The sequence below is a fragment of the Paraburkholderia sp. BL21I4N1 genome (genome assembly GCF_002973525.1).
Lineage (GTDB): Bacteria > Pseudomonadota > Gammaproteobacteria > Burkholderiales > Burkholderiaceae > Paraburkholderia.
In genome coordinates, this window is record NZ_PVEN01000010.1 from 96,121 (window position 1) to 117,562 (window position 21,442).

Annotated in this window: 16 protein-coding genes and 3 riboswitches; of the genes, 4 read left to right on the forward strand and 12 right to left on the reverse strand. The window is 62.5% G+C overall.

Annotated elements, in window-relative coordinates; translation table 11 throughout:
- The first annotated feature begins 58 nt into the window (after positions 1-58).
- A complete protein-coding gene (locus tag B0G83_RS23840) occupies positions 59-523 on the forward strand; it encodes a hypothetical protein (protein WP_105509867.1) in 465 nt (154 codons plus the stop codon).
- Between the two features lie 477 nt (positions 524-1,000).
- Here the strand turns inward: B0G83_RS23840 and B0G83_RS23845 are convergent, their stop codons facing one another.
- Positions 1,001-1,453: a hypothetical protein gene (locus B0G83_RS23845; protein WP_105509868.1), complete on the reverse strand. Its 453-nt coding sequence runs from the start codon at positions 1,451-1,453 to the stop codon at positions 1,001-1,003.
- Positions 1,454-2,008: 555 nt separating this feature from the next.
- Between B0G83_RS23845 and B0G83_RS23850 the strand changes: the two genes are divergently transcribed.
- A complete protein-coding gene (locus tag B0G83_RS23850; RefSeq protein ID WP_146120286.1) occupies positions 2,009-2,392 on the forward strand; it encodes a hypothetical protein in 384 nt (127 codons plus the stop codon).
- Positions 2,393-2,856: 464 nt separating this feature from the next.
- Here B0G83_RS23850 and B0G83_RS23855 read toward each other — a convergent pair whose 3' ends face one another.
- The 4 genes from B0G83_RS23855 to B0G83_RS23870 form a co-directional block, all read right to left on the reverse strand.
- On the reverse strand, positions 2,857-6,171 hold the full coding sequence (locus B0G83_RS23855; protein WP_105509870.1) for an efflux RND transporter permease subunit: 3,315 nt from the start codon (positions 6,169-6,171) through the stop codon (positions 2,857-2,859).
- Between the two features lie 3 nt (positions 6,172-6,174).
- Positions 6,175-9,309 (reverse strand): MdtB/MuxB family multidrug efflux RND transporter permease subunit, encoded by a 3,135-nt coding sequence (locus B0G83_RS23860; RefSeq protein ID WP_105509871.1) that lies wholly within the window; start codon positions 9,307-9,309, stop codon positions 6,175-6,177.
- Positions 9,310-9,327: 18 nt separating this feature from the next.
- Positions 9,328-10,758: an MdtA/MuxA family multidrug efflux RND transporter periplasmic adaptor subunit gene (locus B0G83_RS23865; RefSeq protein ID WP_105509872.1), complete on the reverse strand. Its 1,431-nt coding sequence runs from the start codon at positions 10,756-10,758 to the stop codon at positions 9,328-9,330.
- Between the two features lie 361 nt (positions 10,759-11,119).
- Positions 11,120-11,956, reverse strand: a complete 837-nt coding sequence (locus B0G83_RS23870) for an IclR family transcriptional regulator (protein WP_105509873.1) — start codon at positions 11,954-11,956, stop codon at positions 11,120-11,122.
- Between the two features lie 565 nt (positions 11,957-12,521).
- On the opposite strand from B0G83_RS23870, the gene B0G83_RS23875 reads away from it, so the two are divergent.
- Positions 12,522-13,484, forward strand: coding sequence for a DUF1571 domain-containing protein (locus tag B0G83_RS23875; protein ID WP_105509874.1), 963 nt, complete (start codon positions 12,522-12,524; stop codon positions 13,482-13,484).
- Between the two features lie 60 nt (positions 13,485-13,544).
- On the opposite strand, the gene mntP is transcribed toward B0G83_RS23875, so the two are convergent.
- The 5 genes from mntP to B0G83_RS23900 all read right to left on the reverse strand — a co-directional run bounded on the left by mntP (position 13,545) and on the right by B0G83_RS23900 (position 18,007).
- On the reverse strand, positions 13,545-14,111 hold the full coding sequence (gene mntP / locus B0G83_RS23880; protein WP_105509875.1) for a manganese efflux pump MntP: 567 nt from the start codon (positions 14,109-14,111) through the stop codon (positions 13,545-13,547).
- A 7-nt stretch (positions 14,112-14,118) separates the two neighbouring features.
- A riboswitch (yybP-ykoY riboswitch) is annotated at positions 14,119-14,290 on the reverse strand.
- A 79-nt stretch (positions 14,291-14,369) separates the two neighbouring features.
- Entirely contained in the window at positions 14,370-15,278 is a 909-nt protein-coding gene (locus tag B0G83_RS23885) for a cation diffusion facilitator family transporter (protein WP_258168175.1), read from the reverse strand.
- 29 nt (positions 15,279-15,307) lie between these two features.
- A complete protein-coding gene (locus tag B0G83_RS23890) occupies positions 15,308-15,898 on the reverse strand; it encodes a TMEM165/GDT1 family protein (RefSeq protein ID WP_105509876.1) in 591 nt (196 codons plus the stop codon).
- A 7-nt stretch (positions 15,899-15,905) separates the two neighbouring features.
- A riboswitch (yybP-ykoY riboswitch) is annotated at positions 15,906-16,096 on the reverse strand.
- Between the two features lie 138 nt (positions 16,097-16,234).
- Positions 16,235-16,615 (reverse strand): fluoride efflux transporter CrcB, encoded by a 381-nt coding sequence (gene crcB, locus B0G83_RS23895; RefSeq protein WP_105509877.1) that lies wholly within the window; start codon positions 16,613-16,615, stop codon positions 16,235-16,237.
- An 80-nt stretch (positions 16,616-16,695) separates the two neighbouring features.
- A riboswitch (Fluoride riboswitch) is annotated at positions 16,696-16,756 on the reverse strand.
- A gap of 63 nt (positions 16,757-16,819) precedes the next feature.
- Positions 16,820-18,007, reverse strand: a complete 1,188-nt coding sequence (locus tag B0G83_RS23900; protein WP_105509878.1) for an ammonium transporter — start codon at positions 18,005-18,007, stop codon at positions 16,820-16,822.
- A 409-nt stretch (positions 18,008-18,416) separates the two neighbouring features.
- Between B0G83_RS23900 and B0G83_RS23905 the strand changes: the two genes are divergently transcribed.
- On the forward strand, positions 18,417-20,186 hold the full coding sequence (locus B0G83_RS23905; RefSeq protein WP_105509996.1) for an ATP-binding protein: 1,770 nt from the start codon (positions 18,417-18,419) through the stop codon (positions 20,184-20,186).
- Positions 20,187-20,255: 69 nt separating this feature from the next.
- On the opposite strand, the gene B0G83_RS23910 is transcribed toward B0G83_RS23905, so the two are convergent.
- Together B0G83_RS23910 and B0G83_RS23915 are read right to left on the reverse strand one after the other, a co-directional pair.
- The gene (locus tag B0G83_RS23910) at positions 20,256-20,582 is read right to left on the reverse strand and encodes a hypothetical protein (RefSeq protein ID WP_105509879.1); all 327 of its coding nucleotides are present in this window, start codon (positions 20,580-20,582) and stop codon (positions 20,256-20,258) included.
- Positions 20,583-20,759: 177 nt separating this feature from the next.
- Positions 20,760-21,341, reverse strand: coding sequence for a DJ-1/PfpI family protein (locus tag B0G83_RS23915; protein ID WP_105509880.1), 582 nt, complete (start codon positions 21,339-21,341; stop codon positions 20,760-20,762).
- Positions 21,342-21,442: the final 101 nt, after the last annotated feature.

Genomic DNA, 21,442 nt, shown 5'->3' on the forward strand with positions numbered 1-21,442 from the left:
GTCGGGATGAGGCGTTGCTCGTGCTAGGCTCAGTTTTTTTTCGCCTTGTGAGCGTGTGATGCCGATTCTTGTTGCTCTGATTGCGCTTGGCGCGCTGGTTTATGGGGCGGTGCGGGCGTTTTATGCCTTGCAGGCGGCTTTTGGGCTGGGGGTGGCTGTCGGCGTTGCCGTGTTGGTGGCTTTGATTCTGATTGCTGCTGTTGCTTATTGGTGGCGCAGGCGTAAGGAAGTAGCCGCTAATATTCGCGACGGCGATTGGACTCATTTGCTGCAAGGTGATTGGGGCTCTGTTCGGCTTGCTGCCGGGAAACGGCTCTGTGAGGTTCGGCTCGGCGATCAGTTCGGGGCTTATATTTTTGCTGATTTGCTCGGGGCCGAGGTGCAGGCTCAAGGGGGGCAGTCTCAGGTCGCTCTTACGGTTAAAGACCCTAAGCATCAAGTCTGGCTTTTGCCCGCGAACGGTGAGCGGCAAGCCAAACAGTGGACTCGGATTTTGTTGCTTGCTGTGGAGCAGAAGCTTTGATTTTTGCCTGTGGGGTGTTTTGGTTGGGATCTTCGGATTTTGGCCTCTTCTTGTGATCATGGTGGTCTATTAGCGTTGCCCCTGTGCGGGGCGGCACCTACTTTTCTTTGCTTGCCGCAAAGCAAAGTAGGCAAAAGAAAGCGGCTCACACCGCTAGCTCATAAGCGGGGCCCCCGCACAGCCACGGTAGTGGTGCATCTGGAATCTGGGTTCTCGCACATTCGGCGTTCGTGGCACAGCAGTCATTCTTCCGGCGGCGCTGCGCGCGCCGTGGCGGTCGTTCATGCACGGCCCCTGCTAAGTGGGTTCCTTGCGCAGCGGCGGTAGTGGTGCGTCTGGAATCTGTGCTCTCGCGCACTCCGCGTTCGTGACACAGCAGTCATTCTTCCGGCGGCGCTTCGCGCGCCGTCGCGGTTGTTCACACGCTGCTCCTTCTAAGCAGGTCCCTGTCTTACTCGCACTAGCGATGCATTCGTGTCAGTGCGTCACCGCCGCACGTCGCAATGCAGTCTTCGACCGGCCTCGCTTGCTCGGAATCGCCCGGCTTGCACCGCCGCTGGCAGTGATATCCGATTCCTCTTGCGCGGCCTGCGTCAGAAGCTCCGTCGCGTGGCGGGCCGTGAGATGCATCTGAGGAACATCCTTCGCATCCAACGCGATAATGCCGTACAACTCACGGTCCACCTCGACCTCCTGACGGTAATCCTCGCCAGTTTCAATCCAGAGCCCCAACAACGTTCGCTGGCGTGATCTCTCATCAAGCGTGATCGCCGGATTCTGATAAATCGAAGTCGCCAGCGTTAATAGCTTGTCCAATTGATCTATTTGCCGCTCGATAAGACGGAACGCAGATAGCGCAAGTTTCTCGTACTGAATTGCATCAACAGACGGACGCAAAGCAGCTCGAACACTCTTCGGGGATTTACTCATGTGCGATCTCCAGTTGCTGACTCAGATCGCCCGACACTAACTTGCCAAGAGGGTGAGCGGGCACATTGACAGGGTTCACAGACCGGCGCACAGAACCAAAAACCGGCGAGCCGTCAGGCTCCCCTGCCAAGGCCCGCCCATTGGAGATAGACACCCAAAGGCAGCCGAGCACCTGCTGACGCAAGCGTGCGGTGTTCTGTGCTTAACAGGCTGTGAAACCCGTTTGTCGTGGCGTGCACGACAAGACGAGTCTAGAGCGGATGGCCTCGAGAGTGATTGCTTGTGCAGGCTAAATGGAGCGCAGTGGCCTCATTTCCGAAATTTCCCAAACTATTTGTCAGAGCTTCAAGAGGTCGCGTAATGCTAAACAGATCCGCGATTCAGTCCGCGACAAAGTTGGCGAGGAAATACGTATCGATGATGCCGTACGGATCGCGCATGCATCTAATTTTCCTACAATAAAACGGGGATCAAAATTGACCGAGGTGCGTCATGAAAATAAGGAAGGTATTAGTTTCGTGTTGCATTGGGGTTGTATTGATCGGGGCGAGTAGTGTGAGTGCAGCGGCCGATGAAAATGCGGCTCGATTGATCGGACCGGATTCGAACAAAAACGGCATTCGGGATGACATTGACGAATACATCGACAGCTCGTATCCGGATCGGCGACAGCATGCGGCGATGGTTCAGTTCGCGGCGGCGTATGGCTTGTTACTGGTCGATGGAGGAGTGGTAGCCGGCGCGAGGGAGGCGACTAAAGGCGTGGTTCGTGCGATCCAATGTGGCATTGAAGTTTTTGGAAATTTCAGCATGGTCAAACAGAAGAGGCTGCTCGCGATGATGTTAAACAACGAGGAGCGTTTCGCAGCCTATGCGAGAGCACAAAAAAACGAGGAGGGACAAGTCTTCGATCGATTCCAAGGCGAAGCATGCTTGTGAATCCGAGATCCACTCATGCGAGCCAGCGCTAGCAGCACACGAACAAACCGCGACGGCGCGCGCAGCGCCGCCGGAAGAATGACTGCTGTGCCACGAACGCGGAGTGTGCAAGGGCACAGATTCCAGATGCACCACTACCGCCGCTGCGCAAGGAACCCACTTAGTAGGGGCCGTGCATGAACGACCGCGACGGCGCGTGCAGCGCCGCCGGAAGAATGACTGCTGTGCCACGAACGCGGAGTGTGCGAGAGCCCAGATTCCAGATGCACCACTACCGTGGCTGTGCGGGGACCCCGCTTATGAGCTAGCGGTGTGAGCCGCTTTCTTTTGCCTACTTTGCTTTGCGGCAAGCAAAGAAAAGTAGGTGCCGCCCCGCACAGGGGCAACGCTAATAGACCACTAAGAATACAAGGAGAGGCCAACACCACACGCACCCAACCAAAAGCGCCGCGCAGGCAAAAAAATCAAACCGCCGCAGGCCGCTGCCGCCGAGCCTTCCTGGACTCCCACCTCACTCGAATCCGATCCATATAAAGATAAACAACCGGCGTGGTGTAAAGCGTGAGCATCTGACTGACGATCAGACCACCGACGATAGCGATGCCGAGGGGAGCCCTCAGTTCAGCCCCCTCACCTCGCCCAAAAGCCAACGGCAAAGCCCCAAGCAAAGCAGCGCAAGTCGTCATCATAATCGGCCGAAACCGCAACAAACACGCTTGATGAATCGCATCGCGGGAAGAGAGCCCTTGCCGAGAAGCCTCAATAGCAAAGTCCACCATCATGATGGCATTCTTCTTAACGATACCAATGAGAAGAATCACACCAATAAGCGCAATGATGCTGAACTCAGTCCTGAACAGCAACAAAGCCAGCAGAGCCCCAACCCCCGCCGAAGGCAAAGTCGACAGAATCGTGAGCGGATGAATATAGCTTTCATAAAGCATCCCCAGCACGATATAAACCGCCGCCAGCGCAGCAAGAATCAAAATCGGTTGATCCGACATCGACTGTTGAAACGCCTGCGCGGTGCCCTGGAAGCTGCCATGAATAGTGCCGGGCATCCCGATCTGGGCCATCGTGTCGTAAATCGCCTGAGTCGCCGTCGACAACGACACCCCCGGCGGCAAATTAAACGAAATCGTCGAAGCCACGAACTGGCTCTGGTGATTGACGGACAGCGGCGTATTCCCAGGCCCAAAGCTGGCAATCGCCGACAACGGCACCATCGTCTCCTTCGAAGTGGACACGGCCGCCCCGGAAGAAGCACTCGACTTGCCACTCGCCGCAATCGAATTAATCGCCTGATTCCGCGCCGAGTCAGCCGCAATACTCGCCACACTGGAAGCCGTCGTTCCCGCCGTACCGCCCGTCGTAGCGCTAGTAGAGCTTACCGCGGCGACCGTAGCCGTCACCGTCCCAGCCGGCGCATTAGTCGTCTGCGCCCCGCTAGCACTGCCCCCCGACGTACTGACGTAAATCTGCTTCAGCATATCCGGGCTCTGCCAATACTTCGGCGCGACCTCCATCACGACGTGATACTGATTCAGCGGGTTATAAATCGTCGACACCTGACGCTGCCCAAACGCGTCATACAAGGTGTTGTCGATCTGCGCCGGCTTGATCCCCAATCGCGAAGCCGTCGCGCGATCGATCGTCACCATCGCTTCAAGGCCGCCTTGCTGCTGGTCCGAATTCACATCGGCGAGTTCAGGGCGCGCCTGCAGCGCTTCGGTCAGCAACGGCCCCCACTTGTACAGATCCGGCGTGGAGTCGGCGAGCAACGTGAATTGATACTGCGCGTTTGACTGCCGTCCACCGACGCGAATATCCTGCACCGCCTGCAAGAACGTCCGCGCACCGGCTACATCGCCGAGCGGGGCGCGCAGTTGCTGGATCACCTCATCCGCCGACAACTTGCGCTCGCTCTTCGGCTTCAGCGTCACGAACATGAAGCCGGAGTTGGTCTGCCGTCCACCGGTAAAGCCGGCCACGCTATCCACCGCCGGATTCTTGCCGACGATCTCCATCATCTGCGCGAACTTGCCTTTCATCGCCTGGAACGACGTGCTCTGGTCGGCCTGAATGCCGCCGATCATGCGCCCCGTGTCCTGCTGCGGAAAGAAGCCCTTAGGCACGATGATGTAGAGCCAAACGTTCAGCCCGATCGTCGCGATCAGAATTGTCACGATCAAACGCGGATGCAGCAGCGCCCAGCCCAGCGTGCGCTCGTAGCCGCGCTGCATCTTCGCGAAGCCGCGTTCCAGCCACTGCGCGAAACGGCCTTCTTCCTTCTGCTCGTGCGGCTCGCGCAGCAGGCGCGAACACATCATCGGCGTGAGGGTGAGGGAGACGATCAGCGACACGCCGATCGCCAGCGACAGCGTCAGCGCGAACTCGCGGAACAGCCGCCCGACGATGCCGCCCATCAGCAGAATCGGCAGGAACACGGCGACCAGCGAGATACTGATGGATAGCACCGTAAAGCCCACCTCGCGAGCGCCGAGAAACGCGGCCTTCATGCGCGGCACGCCGTTCTCGATATGCCGCGAGATGTTCTCCAGCACAACGATCGCATCGTCGACCACGAAGCCGGTCGCGATGGTTAGCGCCATGAGCGACAGGTTGTCGATCGAGAAACCCAGCAAATACATCGCGCCGAACGTGCCGATAATCGAAATCGGCACGGCGATACTCGGAATCAGCGTCGCGCGCCAGTTGCGCAGGAACAGGAACACGACCATCGTCACCAGCGCCACCGCAATCAACAGGGTGTGCTCGGTGTCTTTCAGCGACGCGCGGATGGTGGTCGAGCGATCGCCTGCCGGCGCGATATCGACGTCGGCCGGCAGCGACGCGTGCAGTTGCGGCAGCATCGCCGTCACGCGATCGATGGTGTCGATAATGTTCGCGCCCGGCTGGCGGTACAGAATCACCAGCACCGAACGCTTGCCGTTGAAGAGGCCGAGGTTGCGCAGATCCTCGACCGAATCGACCACTTCCGCGACATCGGACAGCTTCACCGCCGAGCCGTTGCGATACGCGATGATCAGATCCTTGTACTGCGACGCCTTGCTCGCCTGATCGTTGGTGTAGATCTGCACGCGGTTCGCGCCGAACTCGATCGAACCCTTCGGGCTATTCGCATTCGCCGCGGCCAGCGCGGCGCGCACGTCTTCGAGACCAATGCCGTAGTGGGACAGCATATTCGGCTCGAGTTCGACCCGCACGGCCGGATTCGCCGAGCCGCTTACGTCAACTTCACCGACGCCATCCACCTGCGACAGCGACTGCTGCAGCACCGTGGCCGCGGAGTCGTACAACTGTCCGGCGGTCAGCGTTTTCGACGTGAGCGCCAGAATCAGAATCGGCGCATCGGCCGGATTGACCTTGTGATACGTCGGGTTGCTGCGCAAGCTCGCCGGCAAATCGGCGCGCGCGGCATTGATGGCCGCCTGCACGTCGCGCGCGGCGCCGTCGATGTCGCGATTCAAACCGAATTGCAGCGTGATACGCGTCGAGCCGACCGAACTCATCGACGTCATTTCGGTGACGTCGGCAATCGAGCCGAGATGCCGCTCGAGCGGACTGGCCACACTCGTGGCCACCGTGTCCGGGCTCGCGCCCGGCAAGCTGGCCTGCACCGAGATGGTCGGGAAATCGACCTGCGGCAACGGCGCGACCGGCAGCTTGGTGAATGCGAACACGCCGGCCAGCGCAATGCCGACCGCCAGCAGCGTGGTGGCGACCGGGCGGGAGATAAACGGACGCGACAGGTTCATCGCTCAGTTCCCTGCATCGGTGGCGGGCGGGGTCGAATTATTGGACGACCCGCCGCGGTTAAACCGTTCACGCGCGCGACGGCCGAGCGAGTCGAACGCGAGATAGATGACCGGCGTGGTGAACAGCGTCAGCAATTGGCTGACGATCAAACCGCCCGCGATCGCAATACCCAGCGGCCGACGCAGTTCCGAACCCGCGCCCGTGCCGAGCATCAGCGGCAGCGCGCCGAGCAGCGCGGCGAGCGTGGTCATCAGAATCGGCCGGAAGCGCAGCAGACACGCCTGGTAGATCGCCTCGCGCGGCGGCTTGCCTTCCTCGCGCTCGGCGTAGAGCGCGAAGTCGATCATCATGATTGCGTTCTTCTTCACGATACCGATCAGCAGCACGATGCCGATAATGCCGATGATGTCGAGATCGTGCCCGGTAATCAGCAGCGCAAGCAACGCGCCGACGCCGGCGGAGGGCAGCGTCGACAGAATCGTGATCGGGTGGATGAAGCTCTCGTACAGCACGCCGAGCACGATATACATCGTGACGATGGCCGCGAGAATCAGGAACAGTTCGTTCGACAGCGACGCCTGGAACGCCAGCGCCGCACCCTGATAACGCGTCTGGAACGACGCCGGCAAGCCGATGTCCTTCTGCGCCTGGTCGATCGCCTTGACCGCGGCGCCGAGCGACGAGCCCTGCGCGAGGTTGAACGAGACGGTCGTGGCCGGGAACTGGCTCAGGTGCGTGACCAGCAGCGGCGCGGGCTTCTCGATGAAGCGTGCGATCGACGACAGCGGGACCTGTCCACCGGACGACGTGGAAGAGGGCAGGTAGATCGAGTTCAGCGAGTCGGTGTAGTGCTGCATCGACGGCTGTGCTTCCAGGATCACGCGATACTGGTTCGACTGCGTGAAGATGGTCGAGATGATGCGCTGACCGAATGCGTCGTACAGCGCGCTGTCCACGGTGGCCGGCGTGATGCCGTAACGCGACGCCGTGGCGCGGTCGATCTCGATGTACACCGACTGGCCGTTGTCCTGCAGATCGGTCGCGACATCGGCGAGTTCAGGCGACTGCTTCAACCGGTCGACCAGCTTCGGCACCCACGTGGTGAATTCGCTGATGTTCGGATCGGTCAGCATGAACTGATACTGCGTCGGGCTGACGGTCGAGTCGATCGTCAGATCCTGCACCGGCTGCATGTACAGCGACGCCCCCGGAATGTGCTGGACATCTTTCTGCAATTGCCGGATCACGTCGCTCGCGGTGTTGCTGCGGTCGTCGCGCGGTTTCAGGTTGATCAGCATGCGGCCGCTGTTCAGCGTGATATTGCTGCCGTCCACGCCGATAAACGAGGTCAGGCTTTCCACGTCCGGGTTCTTCAGTATCTGCGCGGCGAGTTCCTGCTGACGCTCCGCCATCGACGCATACGACACCGACTGCGGCGCCTGCGTGATCGCCTGGATCACGCCGGTGTCCTGCACCGGGAAGAAGCCCTTCGGAATGAAGACATACAGCACGCCGGTCAGCACCAGCGTGAGTAACGCGACGACCATGGTGGAGCGCTGGCGCTCCAGCACCCACGTCAGCGCAACGGCGTAACGGGCGATCACCCAGTCGATCGCGCGGTGCGCCTTCGCTTCGAAGCGGTGGCTCTCGTGCGGCGGCGTGTGGCGCAGCAGTTTCGCGCACATCATCGGCACCAGCGTGAGCGAGACCACCGCCGAAATCACGATCGTCACCGCCAGTGTGATCGCGAATTCGTGGAACAGACGGCCCACCACGTCGCCCATGAACAGCAGCGGAATCAGCACGGCGATCAGCGACACCGTCAGCGAAATGATCGTGAAGCCGATCTGTTTCGAGCCCTTCAGCGCGGCTTCGAGCGGATCCTCGCCTTCTTCGACGTAACGCGCGATGTTCTCGATCATCACGATCGCGTCGTCGACCACGAAGCCGGTCGCGATGGTCAGCGCCATCAGCGACAGATTGTCCAGCGAGAAGCCGCACAGGTACATCACGGCGAGCGTGCCGATCAGCGACAGCGGCACCGACAGACTCGGAATGATGGTCGCGTAGACGTTGGCGAGGAACAGGTACATGACCAGCACCACCAGCACGACCGACATGGCCAGCTCGAACTGCACGTCGCGCACGGAGGCGCGGATCGTGGTGGTGCGGTCGGTGACGATCCGCACGTCGAGCGCGGCGGGCAGCGACTGCTGCAACTGCGGCAGGAGTGCCTTGATGCTGTCCACCACCTGGATCACGTTCGCGCCCGGCTGGCGCTGCACGTTCAGAATGATCGCGGGCGTGCCGTCGACCCACGCGCCGAGCTTGGTGTTCTCCGCGCCCTGCACGATGGTCGCGACGTCCGTCAGCATTACCGCGCGGCCGTTCTTGTAGGCGATCACGGCGCTCTTGTACGCCTCGGCGTCGGTGAGCTGGTCGTTCGCGTTGATCGTGTAATTGCGCGTCGGGCCGTCGAAGTTACCCTTCGGCGTGTTGACGTTGAGGTTCGAAATGGTGGTGCGCAGATCGTCCAGATTCAGACCGTACGCGGCGAGCGCGCGCGGGTTCGCCTGAATGCGCACGGCCGGGCGCTGGCCGCCCGACAGGCTCACCAGACCCACGCCCGCGACCTGCGAAATTTTCTGCGCGAGACGCGTGTCGGCCAGATCCTGCACGTCGGTCAGCGGCATCGTCTTCGACGTGATCGCCAGCGTGATGATCGGCGCGTCGGCCGGATTGACCTTGGCGTAGATCGGCGGCGCGGGCAGGTCCGACGGCAGCAGATTACCCGCCGCGTTGATCGCGGCCTGGACTTCCTGCTCGGCGATATCGAGCGGCAAATCGAGGCTGAATTGCAGCGTGATGATCGACGAACCGGCCGAGCTTTGCGACGACATCTGATTCAACGACGGCATCTGCCCGAACTGCCGCTCCAGCGGCGCGGTCACGGACGATGTCATCACGTCCGGGCTCGCGCCCGGATAGAAAGTTTGCACCTGGATGGTCGGATAGTCGACCTCGGGCAACGCGGAGAGCGGCAGGAAGCGCAGCGCGACGAGACCGACCAGCATGATCGCCGCCATCAGCAGCGCGGTGCCGACGGGACGCAGAATAAAGGCGCGGGATGGATTCATGCGGTAAGTGCCGTGCCTTTATTGCGAGTCTTGCGTCGCGTGTTTGCGATGATGTCCACGGGTGCCGGATGCGCCCGAGGCCGCGGCTGCGCCGCTGGCGCCACTTGCACCATGAGCACCATGAGCACCGTGTGCGCCCGACGCGCCGTGCGGCTTGTCGGCCGGGATCGTGATCTTCGCGCCTTCCTTGAGACGGTCCGAACCGTCGATCACCACGCGCTCGCCGACCTGCACGCCGGACTTGATGCTGGTGCGCTCGCCGTCCACCGGACCGACCTTGACCGGGCGCACGGTGACCGTGTTGTCCGGCTTCACGACATAGACGAACTGGCCCATCGAGCCATTCAGCACGGCGGTGGTCGGCACGATCACCGCGTCTTTGATCGTATCGACCAGCAGGCGCGTGTTGACGAACTGATTCGGGAACAGCAGGTTGTTCGGGTTCTGGAAGTTCGCGCGCAGCTTGACGGTGCCGGTGGTGGTATCGATCTGGTTATCCAGCGTTTCGAGCGAGCCGCCTTCCAGCGACGTGGTGTTGCTGCGGTCGTACGCCGTGACCGACAGCTTCGCGCCCGTCTGGGTCTGCTTGATGATCTGCGGCAGGTTGTCTTCGGAGGTGGTGAAGATCACGCTGATCGGCTGCAACTGCGTAATCACGACAAGGCCGTTGGTCAGGCTCGGCGTCACGTAGTTGCCCGGATCGACCTGGCGCAACCCGACGCGCCCCGACACCGGCGCGGTGATGCGCGCGTAGATCAGGTCGAGCTTGTACGTGTCGATATTCGCCTGGTCGGACTTGACCGTGCCTTCGTATTGCCGCACCAGCGAGGCCTGTGTATCGACCTGCTGACTCGCGATCGAATCTTGCGCCAGCAGCGTCTGATAGCGCTTCAGGTCGAGGCGGGCGGTTTGCAGCAGCGCCTGGTCGCGGGCGAGGGTGCCTTGCGCGTTTTCAAGCGAGATCTGATACGGGCGCGGGTCGATCTGGGCGAGCACGTCGCCCTTCTTGACCATCTGGCCTTCCTTGAAAAACACGTCCTGCAGGACGCCGCTCAACTGCGGCAGCACCGTGACGTTGGCCAGCGGCGTGACCGTGCCGAGCGCGGTCAGCACCACCGGCATTTCGCCTTGCGTCGCGGTGGCCACGTGAACCGGCTGCGCCAGATTAGCCATGGCAGCACCGCGGCCGCCGCGACCGCCGCCGCTCGCGCCAGTGGCGCCGGCGGCTCCGCTTGCACCGCCGCCGGGGCCGCCCCACGGATGCCAGCGCCACAGCACGACGCCGAGGATCACCAGTGCCGCGACGATCAGCGTGATGTTCCGGCCGCGATGCCGCTTGACCGCGCCGGGCGCGGAGCCAGGCAAATGCGCGGGGCCGCCGCTTGTGGACGGTTGGGAGGCCGGAGTGGCAGGGCGAGTGGTTTCCGAATGCTTTTGTTGTTCGTCCATCGGTTCGGTCTGGTGGCTGGCTTTGAGTGAGCCGCTCGCGCGGTCGAGCCGCTTCGACTACAGGCGGACCGGCACGCGGGCGTGACAGGCGGTTTCGACAGCGGGCGTGTCGTGCTTGTTCTGCGCGATGCTACCCGAGGCGCGGGACAAAGATGTTAACGCAATGCGGCGTCAATAAATGGGTAGCCGGATGTTATCGAAGGGGATAACGCTCCAACTGGAGCCGCGGCCCGCGACGGGAATGCATGATCCTACGTCTTGGGCTCTGTAACAGTCCACCCGCGTTTTTTTCGTTTGATTACGAAGGTTACAGGATGTCTTGAAGTTGTCATGCCGCCGATCGGCGAGCGCCGCGAGGGTGTCAGGCGTCGAGTCGTCGCCCGGGCGTGCCGCCGATTTCGAGCACGATATGCTCGACGCATTCGAGCAGGGCCGGCGCCGCGCGCGAAATCAGCCAGTCGCGCGGACACTGGTCGGCGGAGCCGCCGCAATTGACCGCATAGCGCTCACCGGAGGGGCCGGTGAAGCCCAGTGCGATCGCGTTCAGGCCGTTGTGCCATTCGCCGGTGGCGATCGCGTAACCGCGTTCGATGGTATCTTCCAGCGCCGCGTCGAGCCGGCTGCCGACGTGTCCCCAGTCGTCGCCTTCCGCGGCCTGGAGGCCGATCAGCAGCTTGTCCCGATCCGCCGGCGCGAGTGCCGCCAGATAGGCACGGCCGATGGCGGTGCGGCTCAGGTTCATCCGCGAGCCGATTTCGAGGCGCGACACAAGCACCGCCGAACGCGGACGGATCGCGTCGATCACCACCATGTCGAGACGGTCGCGCACGGCCAGATGCACGGACAGCGTGGTGCGTTCAGCGAGTTCGATCAGGAAAGGCCGGGCGCGCGCGCGGATGTCGAAATTGCGCAGAAAGCCATTGCTCAACTCCAGCACCGACGAAGTCAGCACAAAGCGCTCGCTGTCCGGCAGCCGGAACAGAAAACCTGCGCTGACCAGCGTGGCGGTGATCCGCGACACGGTCGGCTTGGGAATGCCGGTCAACTCGGTCAGCTCGCGATTGCTGAGCGGCGCGTCGGCCGCGGCAACTGCGCGCAATACGGTCAGACCGCGGGCCAGCGCGGTGACTTCGTCGCTCGAACCGTCTTTATCTTTCAGCGGGTCCACGTCGGGGCGGGAAGGCTTAGGTCTGTTCATGTGGTTTTTCTGGAACTTTATTTCAGTTTTTTGAACACAGCCGCGTTGGCGACCGTCCCGAAAAGCGCCGCCGATGAGCCCCAAAATGGGGCATGGACTGTATTTTTCATCAGAAGATTCATTGTATCGGAATATTTTGCCGCGACGAGGAACGCCTCTTTAGATTTTGCTTGACTTAGTCAGCATAACCATAAAAAATGGAATCTCATTTCGAAAGACGGTTTCAGGTTCTGCATTTTGAAATTCAGCAACCTAACCGTGGCCCGCGCAGTGTCTGGTCGAGTGTCTTTAAACAGTCCACCGTAACAGTCTGTGCCGCGCGTCCCTCTGGGCGCCGCCTCGTCGGGTCAAATCTTCCGAATACCGTCTCTCAGGTTCTAGCACGGCCCTCGGAATGGCTAGAACTTTTTAAGGCGTCACGGCAACGTGACGCCTTTTTTTTCGTCTGTCGGGTCGGCGTGACATTTTCCGTAAGAGAGTTATTTCAAACGCCAAGGAATAATCGCGCGCGGCTGATGTTTAGTCGATAGTGCGTGCTGATTGCGCGCGCCCGGCGGAGAACCTGATGCGTGGTAATGGACGTTCCGGCAGTCGCGCTAAATCGGATCACGGTTTCATCATCGTGGTGGTCATGTCCGTTGCGTTGCTGTTTTCGGTGGTGGCGCGTGCCGCACCTGCCGCCGAAGGTCAGCGCGCGACGCCGGTAGCCTGCCATGACGACATGGCGCCGGGCGCGAACGGAGGTGACCTGGCCGACTTCGCCTGTTTATCGGCCGCAGCGCAGGCGAATGTCATCCGTGAGCGTATCGCCGACGGCACGCTCGGCACCATGCCGGACTCGCGCCTGATCGCGCTGGTCGACGCAATGAAGCCGGAAGCGATCGTGGCCTATACGCGCCTCGCGATTGGTGCCGGCAGCTCGTACGAGTACTGGATGCGGCGTCGCGAACGCGTGAACGGAAAATGGCCGGCGCAAGCCGATCATATGGAGGTCTACTGTCAGGACAGTCCACAGCGCGTATACGTCAAATGGCTGCCGGATGGCGCGCATGCGGGGCAGGAGATCATCTACGACGCGACCCGCGACCCGACACGTTTCCTGGGGCATTTCGGCGGCGCGTGGCATTTCCTGTCGGGCAGATTCCGGGTGGACGGCACGTTCGCGAGAACCCAGTCACGCCATAGCGTGCGCGATCTCGGCTTGCAATTCGTCGTCCATACGCTCGAACACGAAGAGGGGAGTTTCGAAGCCGAAGGCCTGAGCGCAAGACCGGCTCACGTCGACATCGAGACCGCGAACGGCAGGCGATTGCTCGCGCTCACGTGGGACGCGCCAGATGGTCCGCCCGCGCATTTCGCGCCACGCGTGACGCTGACCTTCGACCTGCGCCGCCCGCAACTTCATGGCGTGATCGCGGCGGACGCGAGCGGGGCGCCGCTCGAAGAGATCGACTTCGAGCAAATCGTCCCGCATGTCTGGACGGATGAAGCCTTCGACCCGCACAACCCGAGCTACGATTTCCGTTAGGGTCTCGTGCCCGGCGGCCGAGGCCGTATCTACCGTTGCAAGACGGCGCGTTGAAGACGCTCAGAGCAACTGCAAATGCTCAACGAGAATAATGCAGCCGATGCCGATCAACACCACACCGCCCGCCATTTCCGCGCGCTTGCCGACCACATCGCCAATCACGCGGCCAAGCAGCACGCCGATCGTGACCATCGTCGCCGTGGCCAGACCGATTGCCGCCGCCGTGGAGTAAATGTTGACGTCGACGAAGGCGAGACCCGCGCCGACCGCCATGGCGTCGATACTCGTGGCGAAGCCGGTCAACGCCAGCAACCAGAACGAATGCGCGGCCGGTTTCGTCTCCTCGGCTTCGCTGGCCTTGAAGCCGTTGCGGATCATGCGGGCGCCGAGAATCGACAGTAGCGCGAACGCGATCCAGTGATCCCACGCGGAAACATAGTGCGCCGCCGCTTTGCCGATAAACCAGCCGGCCAGCGGCGTCAGCGCTTCGATTACGCCGAAGATGAGACCGGTGCGTAGCGCTTCGCGCCAGTGCGGGCGATGCAGCGTGGCGCCCTTGCCGATAGCGGCGGCGAAGGCGTCGGTGGACATGGCGAAAGCGAGGAACAGCGTGGCGACGGGATTCATGAAAGGAGGCGCTCAAGGTCGGGCGGAAACCGCGACACACCGCGCGCCCGACCGGTCGCGTGATGTGTCGATGGTCTTGCCAACCCAAGGGCTACCTGCACCACGGTCTGAGCGACCGAGAATGTTGACGCAGGCGCTTCCATGCAGATGGAAGCCGGCTACTCCCCAAAGACAGCGGCGAGCATAACACGCGTGAAAGGTTTATGTAATCGCGTTTGCATGACTTCACGCTCGCGATCCATCGGCGACGTTCACGCGCTAGGCGACGAGGTCGTCCAGCCGTTCGTCCTCGATACCCGCCGGTTCGAGATGCGCGACGACATCGGCCGCCTGGAATAATCGCTGCACCGCTTTTTCGGCGTTATCGCCGATCGTATGGCCTTCTTCGACCGTGAGCGATCCGTCGACTTCCACATGAAACTCGACGAAGAACCGGTCTCCGCCATTCCGAGTCCGCAAGTCGTGCAAGCCTTTTACACCGTCGCAACCGAGTACCGCCGCTTCGATCCGCGCGCGATCCGCTTCATCGAGTTCACGGTCGAGCAGTTGCAGCAACGCCTGCGCCGCCATGCCTCGCGCGTTCCACAGCATGTACACGGAGATCGCCAGTGCGCCGATGGCATCGGCACGCGTCCAGCCCAGAAAGCGTTCGAGCAGAAGCGCGGCCAGCACCGCGAGATTGACGGCTACGTCGGTCACATAGTGAGCGCGGTCGGCGGCGATCGCGGTGGAACCGGTGCGCCGGACCACGAGCGTTTGCATACCGACGAGTCCCGCCGCGATCACGGAGCTGCCCACGATCACCACGATGCCGAAGCCCGTCTGGTTCAACGCCTGAGGCACGAAGAGACGATGGATGGACTCCACGCCGAGCCCGAACGCGGCGCCCGCGAGCAGCAGCGCCTGGACGAAGGCGGCGACCGCTTCCGCTTTGCCGTGACCGTAGCGATGCCCGCGATCGGCCGGCCGCGCGGCATAGCGGACACCCGCAAACGTCACCGAGGACGCCACGACGTCCACCAGTCCGTCGGCCGCGGAGGTCAGCAGGGAAATGGAGTCCGTTGCCAGCCACGCCCACACCTTGACGACGACTAGCCCCAGCGCGACCGCGAGGGCGACCACGGAGGCCATGCGTCGCAGCGCTTCGTCGGACATGCGTTCGGACATCGTGTCGGCCTCTTTGGCGTGGCGGGGAATCAGAACATCGGGTGGGCGTCGGGGTAAAGCGCCGTGCGCAACGCGAGGCCACCGAGCACCACGAAGATAATCGCCGCCAGTATATGCACGGCCTTGGTCGGCAGACGGTCGGCGAACTTGTGTCCCAGATAGATCACCGGCACGTTGGCCAGCATCATGCCGAGCGTCGTGCCGGCCACCACGCCGAAAAATTCGTGAAAGCGCGCCGCCAGCGCGACGGTCACGATTTGCGTCTTATCGCCCATTTCCGCGATGAAGAACGTCAACGCGGTCGTGCCGAACACGCCCATCGAATCTTTCATGGGGACGGTGTCGGCGTCGTCGAGTTTGTCCGGGATAAGAATCCACACCGCCATGACCGCGAACGATGCAACGACCGCCCAGTTCATGATCTCCGGCCGGATGATGCTGGCAAGCCAGGCGCCTAGCGCACCCGAGCAGGCGTGATTGATCAGGGTTGCGGCAAACACGCCAAGCACGATCGGGATGGGTTTGCGATACCGCGCGGCGAGCACCAGCGACAGCAACTGGGTCTTGTCGCCGATTTCGGCGAGCCCGACCACGCTTGTGGAGACGAGGAATGATTGCATGGGGATTTTTTATAACCGGGCCGCACGGTCAATACACGATGACACGCACTCCCGCGACCCGGCTGGTGGGAGTGTGAGTCATCGGTCTTGCCAGGCGAAACGCTGCGCGCGCCATGACCGGTCTGGCGACCGGGCAAGTATGTTGACGCGAGCCCCTGAACATGAAGTCCAGGGCGGCTACTCCCCGAAGAGGGGCCGATTATAGCTGTCGGGTTGTGACCGGAGCAAGGCGTTTGGCGAGATCGCGCGGCGCGTTCGCTCGAAAGACGCCGCTCGCCGCACGCGCCGTTCGGCTCGCAGTGGGCTGGTCGGTGCGCTGATCGTGCGCGGTCGCCGTTACCGGGACAGCAGCGAGACGGTGGCGATACCGAGCATCGTCATCAGCAGCGACGCGCCGACGTGAATGACGATCTCGCCAGCCGCCCAACCGAGCCGGCCGTCCTGCAGGCGTTGCACGACTTCCGCGGAAAACGTGGAGAAGGTAGACAGTCCGCCCATCAAACCCGTGATGACGAACAGCCGCCATTCCGGCGCGATCTGCGGCGCGCGCGCGAAGCCGGCGACCGCGACGCCGATCACATAACCGGCGATCACGTTGGCAGCAAAGGTGCCGAGCGGCAGGCCGGCGAATACGCCGTTCAGACGGATGCCGAGAACCCAGCGGAATAACGAGCCGAGTGCGCCGCCAATGGCGACGGCGAGAATGGACCAATACATGGGAGGAGACCTGGCAAGACAGGAGGGTCGACAAACCGGCCTGGGCGGACGACGCGCGCTGCCGCGTCCGCAATCATCCGGGCGTAGCAGGCATCATCAGCCCGAGGGCGGTTAAGGGAGAATGCCATCTCCAGCGCGCAAGTCTAACATCGGCGGGTGCTTGTGGGGACAGGGCAACGCGCGGTGCCATGAAGGCAGCGTGGCTTATTCCGACGTCGCCGAGATCCGGTGAATCGACAGATCCGCGCCGTTGTATTCCTCTTCCTGATCGAGTCGCAGGCCTACCGTCAGGCGAATCGCGCCATACACCAGCGTGCCGCCGAGCGTCGCCACCGCGATGCCGCCCAGGGTGCCGACCAGTTGCGCGCCGAACGACACGCCGCCCATGCCGCCCAGCGCGCGCAGACCGAAGATGCCCGCCGCGAGACCTCCCCACGCGCCGCACAGACCATGCAGCGGCCACACGCCGAGCACGTCGTCGATGCGCCAGCGGTTCTGCACGCAGGTGAACATATAAACGAACAGCATGCCGGCGATACCGCCCGTCACTAGCGCACCCAGCGGGTGCATCAGATCGGAGCCGGCGCACACCGCGACCAGACCGGCCAGCGGCCCGTTATACGTGAAGCCGGGATCGTTGCGCCCCGCGAGCCACGCGGTCAGCGTGCCGCCGACCATTGCCATCAACGAATTGACGGCGACGAGGCCGCTGATTTTGTCGACGGTCTGCGCGCTCATCACGTTGAAGCCGAACCAGCCGACCGCCAGCACCCACGCACCCAGCGCGAGAAACGGAATATTCGACGGCGGATGCGCCGCGATACCGCCATCGCGATGGTAGCGACCATGGCGCGGGCCCAGCAACAGCACGGCCGGCAGGGCCACCCAGCCGCCGAACGCATGCACCACCACGGAACCGGCAAAGTCATGGAACGGCACGCTGAATACGTGCGTCAGCCAGTCCTGAATGCCGAAGCGTCCGTTCCAGGCGATCCCTTCGAAGAACGGATACACAAAGCCGACCAGCACGAAAGTCGCAAACAGTTGCGGATTGAATTTCGAGCGTTCGGCGATACCGCCCGACACGATCGCCGGAATCGCGGCAGCGAAGGTCAGCAGGAAGAAGAAGCGCACCAGTGCATAACCGTTATGCGCGGCCAATGTTTCGGCGCTACCGAAGAACTGCACGCCATAAGCAATGGTGTAGCCGATGAAGAAATACGCAATTGTCGACACCGAGAAGTCCACCAGGATCTTGACGAGTGCATTGACCTGATTCTTCTTGCGCACCGTACCGAGTTCGAGAAACGCGAACCCTGCGTGCATGGCCAGCACCATGGCGGCGCCGAGCAGAAGAAACAGGGTATCGGTGCCGGTTTTCAGACTTTCCATCGACGTGTCCCGCTTAATGGCAAAAAGCGGGCATTGAATGCAAGAAGTGGGCCAAATGAGTGCGTGATAAACACATCGACGGTGCAATGTCGCACCGGAATGGGCGGGGTGCCGCGATCCGGCGAATCATGTCATTCGGCCGGATGCACCTGGAGCTTCATATTGGGCACTATTTAAGTGCGTCTGCGTTCACGATAGGGCGCAATGGCTCAAGTTCGTGCATCACCTTTTAAAATTCTTACGTTGCATTCAATCACCCAACAATTTATGCGCATTCGTTGCGCGCGCCGACAACGCCTGGCGGCTCGCGCCTGGTTCATGGCGTGGCCGCTTTGTTTCCTGTGCAAACGCCGACATAATGTGCCGTCCCGAGCACGATCTGCCGGCTACCGACTTCTATCGCGCACGCATGAGACTTACCACCAAAGGCCTGTTGCTGATCGCAATTCCGGCCCTCTTCGAACTGGCGCTTTTGTCCGGCCTGGTCAAGGCGCAGTCGGACGCGACGCAGGCGGAGCGCTGGGCGATTCATAGCGAGGAAGTGCTGCGCCAGACCACTGCGATTCTCGATCCGGTGCTGGGCGAATCCGTGGCGCTGCGCGGCGCGGTGCTCGCCAACAACGCTCGCTTTGTCACGCCGGTCATGACGTGGATGGACGTCGACCGGCGTATCGATCAACTGGCCGACCTGGTCGCCGACAATCCGGCGCAGGTCGAGCGGGTCGTGCAGGTGCGTCAGGCGGCGCAGGCTTATCGTCAATGGTCGGACCGCGTGCAGGACATGCTGCATTCCGGGCGACGGCGCGACGTGCTCGACCGTTTCCGCGACCTCGCGCCGGCCGATGTGCTCGATCGTTTCCGGCAGCAGGTGGCCGCGTTCCAGGCTGAAGAACGACGCCTCGACGCCCTTCGCTCGAATGCCGCGGAATCCGCGCGCGAACGTCAGCAAATTCTCGTCGTCGCGGCCGTGCTCAGCTCGTTGCTGTTCGTCGCGCTGGCCGTCTGGCTATTTACGCGCGGCGTGCGCGGGCGGCTCGCCTTGCTGTCCGACAACGCCGGACGGTTGGCCGGCAATGAGCCGCTGGCACCGATCGGCCCGGGCCGCGACGAAATCGCCCGGCTCGATCTGACCTTACACGAGACCAGCCGGCGCCTGCTCGAAGCCGAGCGGATCCAGGCGCGCTTTCAGGCCGACCTCGCGCGCCGCGCCGGCGAACTCGCGCGCATCAACGAGACCTTGCGGCAACAGACTCAGGAAAACGAAATGTTCATCTACAGCGTGTCGCACGATCTGCGTGCGCCGCTGGTGAATCTGCAGGGTTTCTCGAAAGAACTGATCCGCGCGTGCGACGAACTGCGCGCGGCGGTGCGCGAGTCGTCGCTTGGCGCGGAGCCACGGCAGCGTATTGAGCGGGTGGTCGACGAGGACATCGGCGAAGCGTTGCACTATCTGCAGACGGCCGTGCTGCGCGCGTCGCACATTATCGACGCGCTGCTGCGGCTGTCGCGTGTCGGCCGGGTCGAGTACCGGCAGCAGAAGGTCGAGGTGCGCGATATCGTGCCGCGCGTGATCGATGCGATGCAAGGCTCGATCCGGGCACGGCATGCGCACGTCAGCGTGCATGAATTGCCCGCGGTGTGGGGCGATCCGACCGCACTCGAGCAGGTGTTCGCGAACCTGATCGGCAATGCGGTGAATTATCTCGACCCGGCGCGCGAAGGCCGCATCGAGATCGGTACGACGGCCGCGCCGCCGGGCGTCCATTCGCTGCGAATCTTCTACGTGCGGGACAACGGGCTGGGGATTCCGACGGTCGCGTTGCCGCGGCTATTCAACGCCTTTCAGCGCCTGCACGGCAATGCCGCGGCGGGCGAGGGCATCGGCCTCGCGCTGGTGCGCCGTGTGGTGGAGCGTCACGGCGGACGCGTGTGGGCGGAATCGAAAGAGGGGGTGGGCACGACGTTTTATCTGTCGCTGCCCGAAGCCGAGGCGAGGTCGGCGCAACTCGCTGCCGAGTCGCGCGTTGCGTCGTCAGCGCCTGCGGCTGGCGTTCAACCGGGTCGCGGATTGCGCGACCGGACGCTGGGTGTCGAAGGGCGCGATCGCCCGAATCTGATCGTGAGCGGCGGCGCGGCAAATCCTGTCGTGGATGCGAAACCGGGTGTCAGCGCGGGTTGATGCAGCAATGACTCACCCATGCGCGATGAGTCAGGCCAACGGCGGGTCGAACGAAATTGGGTGTGAGCGTCAGCACGCGGTGAAAAGTCGCCGGGGTTTAAGCATGCGGCGGCCGCGGATTGACCAGTAGCAACCGAAAGCCACCAGAACGACGACGCCCGCCAGCGCTTCGATCGGCTCGAGATGCCGGCCGCCCAGGCCTTCCAGCGTGACCAGACTGCGCTCGATAATCAGCAGCGCGCCCCACAGCGAGCAGGCGGCCTGCGCCAGCAGACGCGTGCCGGCCAGACGCCGCACGCGGTTCTCGCACGACCAGTCGGCCGGCTTGCGTGCGCAGAAAAAAATAATCGCCATCAACGTGACGGCGAGGATGACGATCCAATCGGTCAGTTCCATCGCAAGACCCTCCCAAGTCGAGCGGCGACTATAGGAAGGCCCTCCGTTGAACACTATCGGACGAGTCTCAAATTTGGGATGGATGGCGGCGAGCGCGATTTAACGCATCGGGCAAGGCACTCGCCGCCGGAGCGGCGCCGAAGTTGAACTTACGCTCGGCACCGCGCTCAGGCCGGATCAGAGTTCGATCCGGGTGCCGAGCAGCACGAGGAATTGACGCAGCCATTCCGGATGCGCGGGCCATGCGGGCGCGGTGACGAAGTTGGCGTCGGTGATCGCGGCGTCGACCGGAATGTCGGCGTAGTCGCCGCCGGCCATTTTCACTTCGGGCGCGCAGGCCGGGTAGGCCGAAATGCGCTTGCCGCGAATCACGTCGGCGGCGGCCAGCAGCTGCGCGGCATGGCAGATCGCGGCGATCGGCTTGCCCGCCTCGGCGAATTGCCGCACCAGTTCGATCACCTTCGGATTGAGTCGCAGATACTCCGGCGCGCGGCCGCCGGCGATGGCCAATGCATCGTACTGACGCGGATCGGCGTCGTCGAACGTGGCGTTGAGCGCGAACAGATGACCCGGCTTCTCGGTGTAGGTCTGGTCGCCTTCGAAATCGTGGATCGCCGTCTTGATGCGATCGCCCGCCTTCTTGTTCGGGCACACGGCGTCGACGATATGGCCGACTGCCTGCAGTGCCTGGAACGGCACCATCGTTTCGTAATCCTCGGCGAAGTCGCCGGTCAGGAACAGGATCTTCTTTGCTGCCATCGCATGCCTCCAATTGATCAACGCTACACATCGAACGCGGAAATACGCTTCGGCAGTCTACCCCAACCCGTTTGACAGAACCGCGACGGCGCCGGCAATCG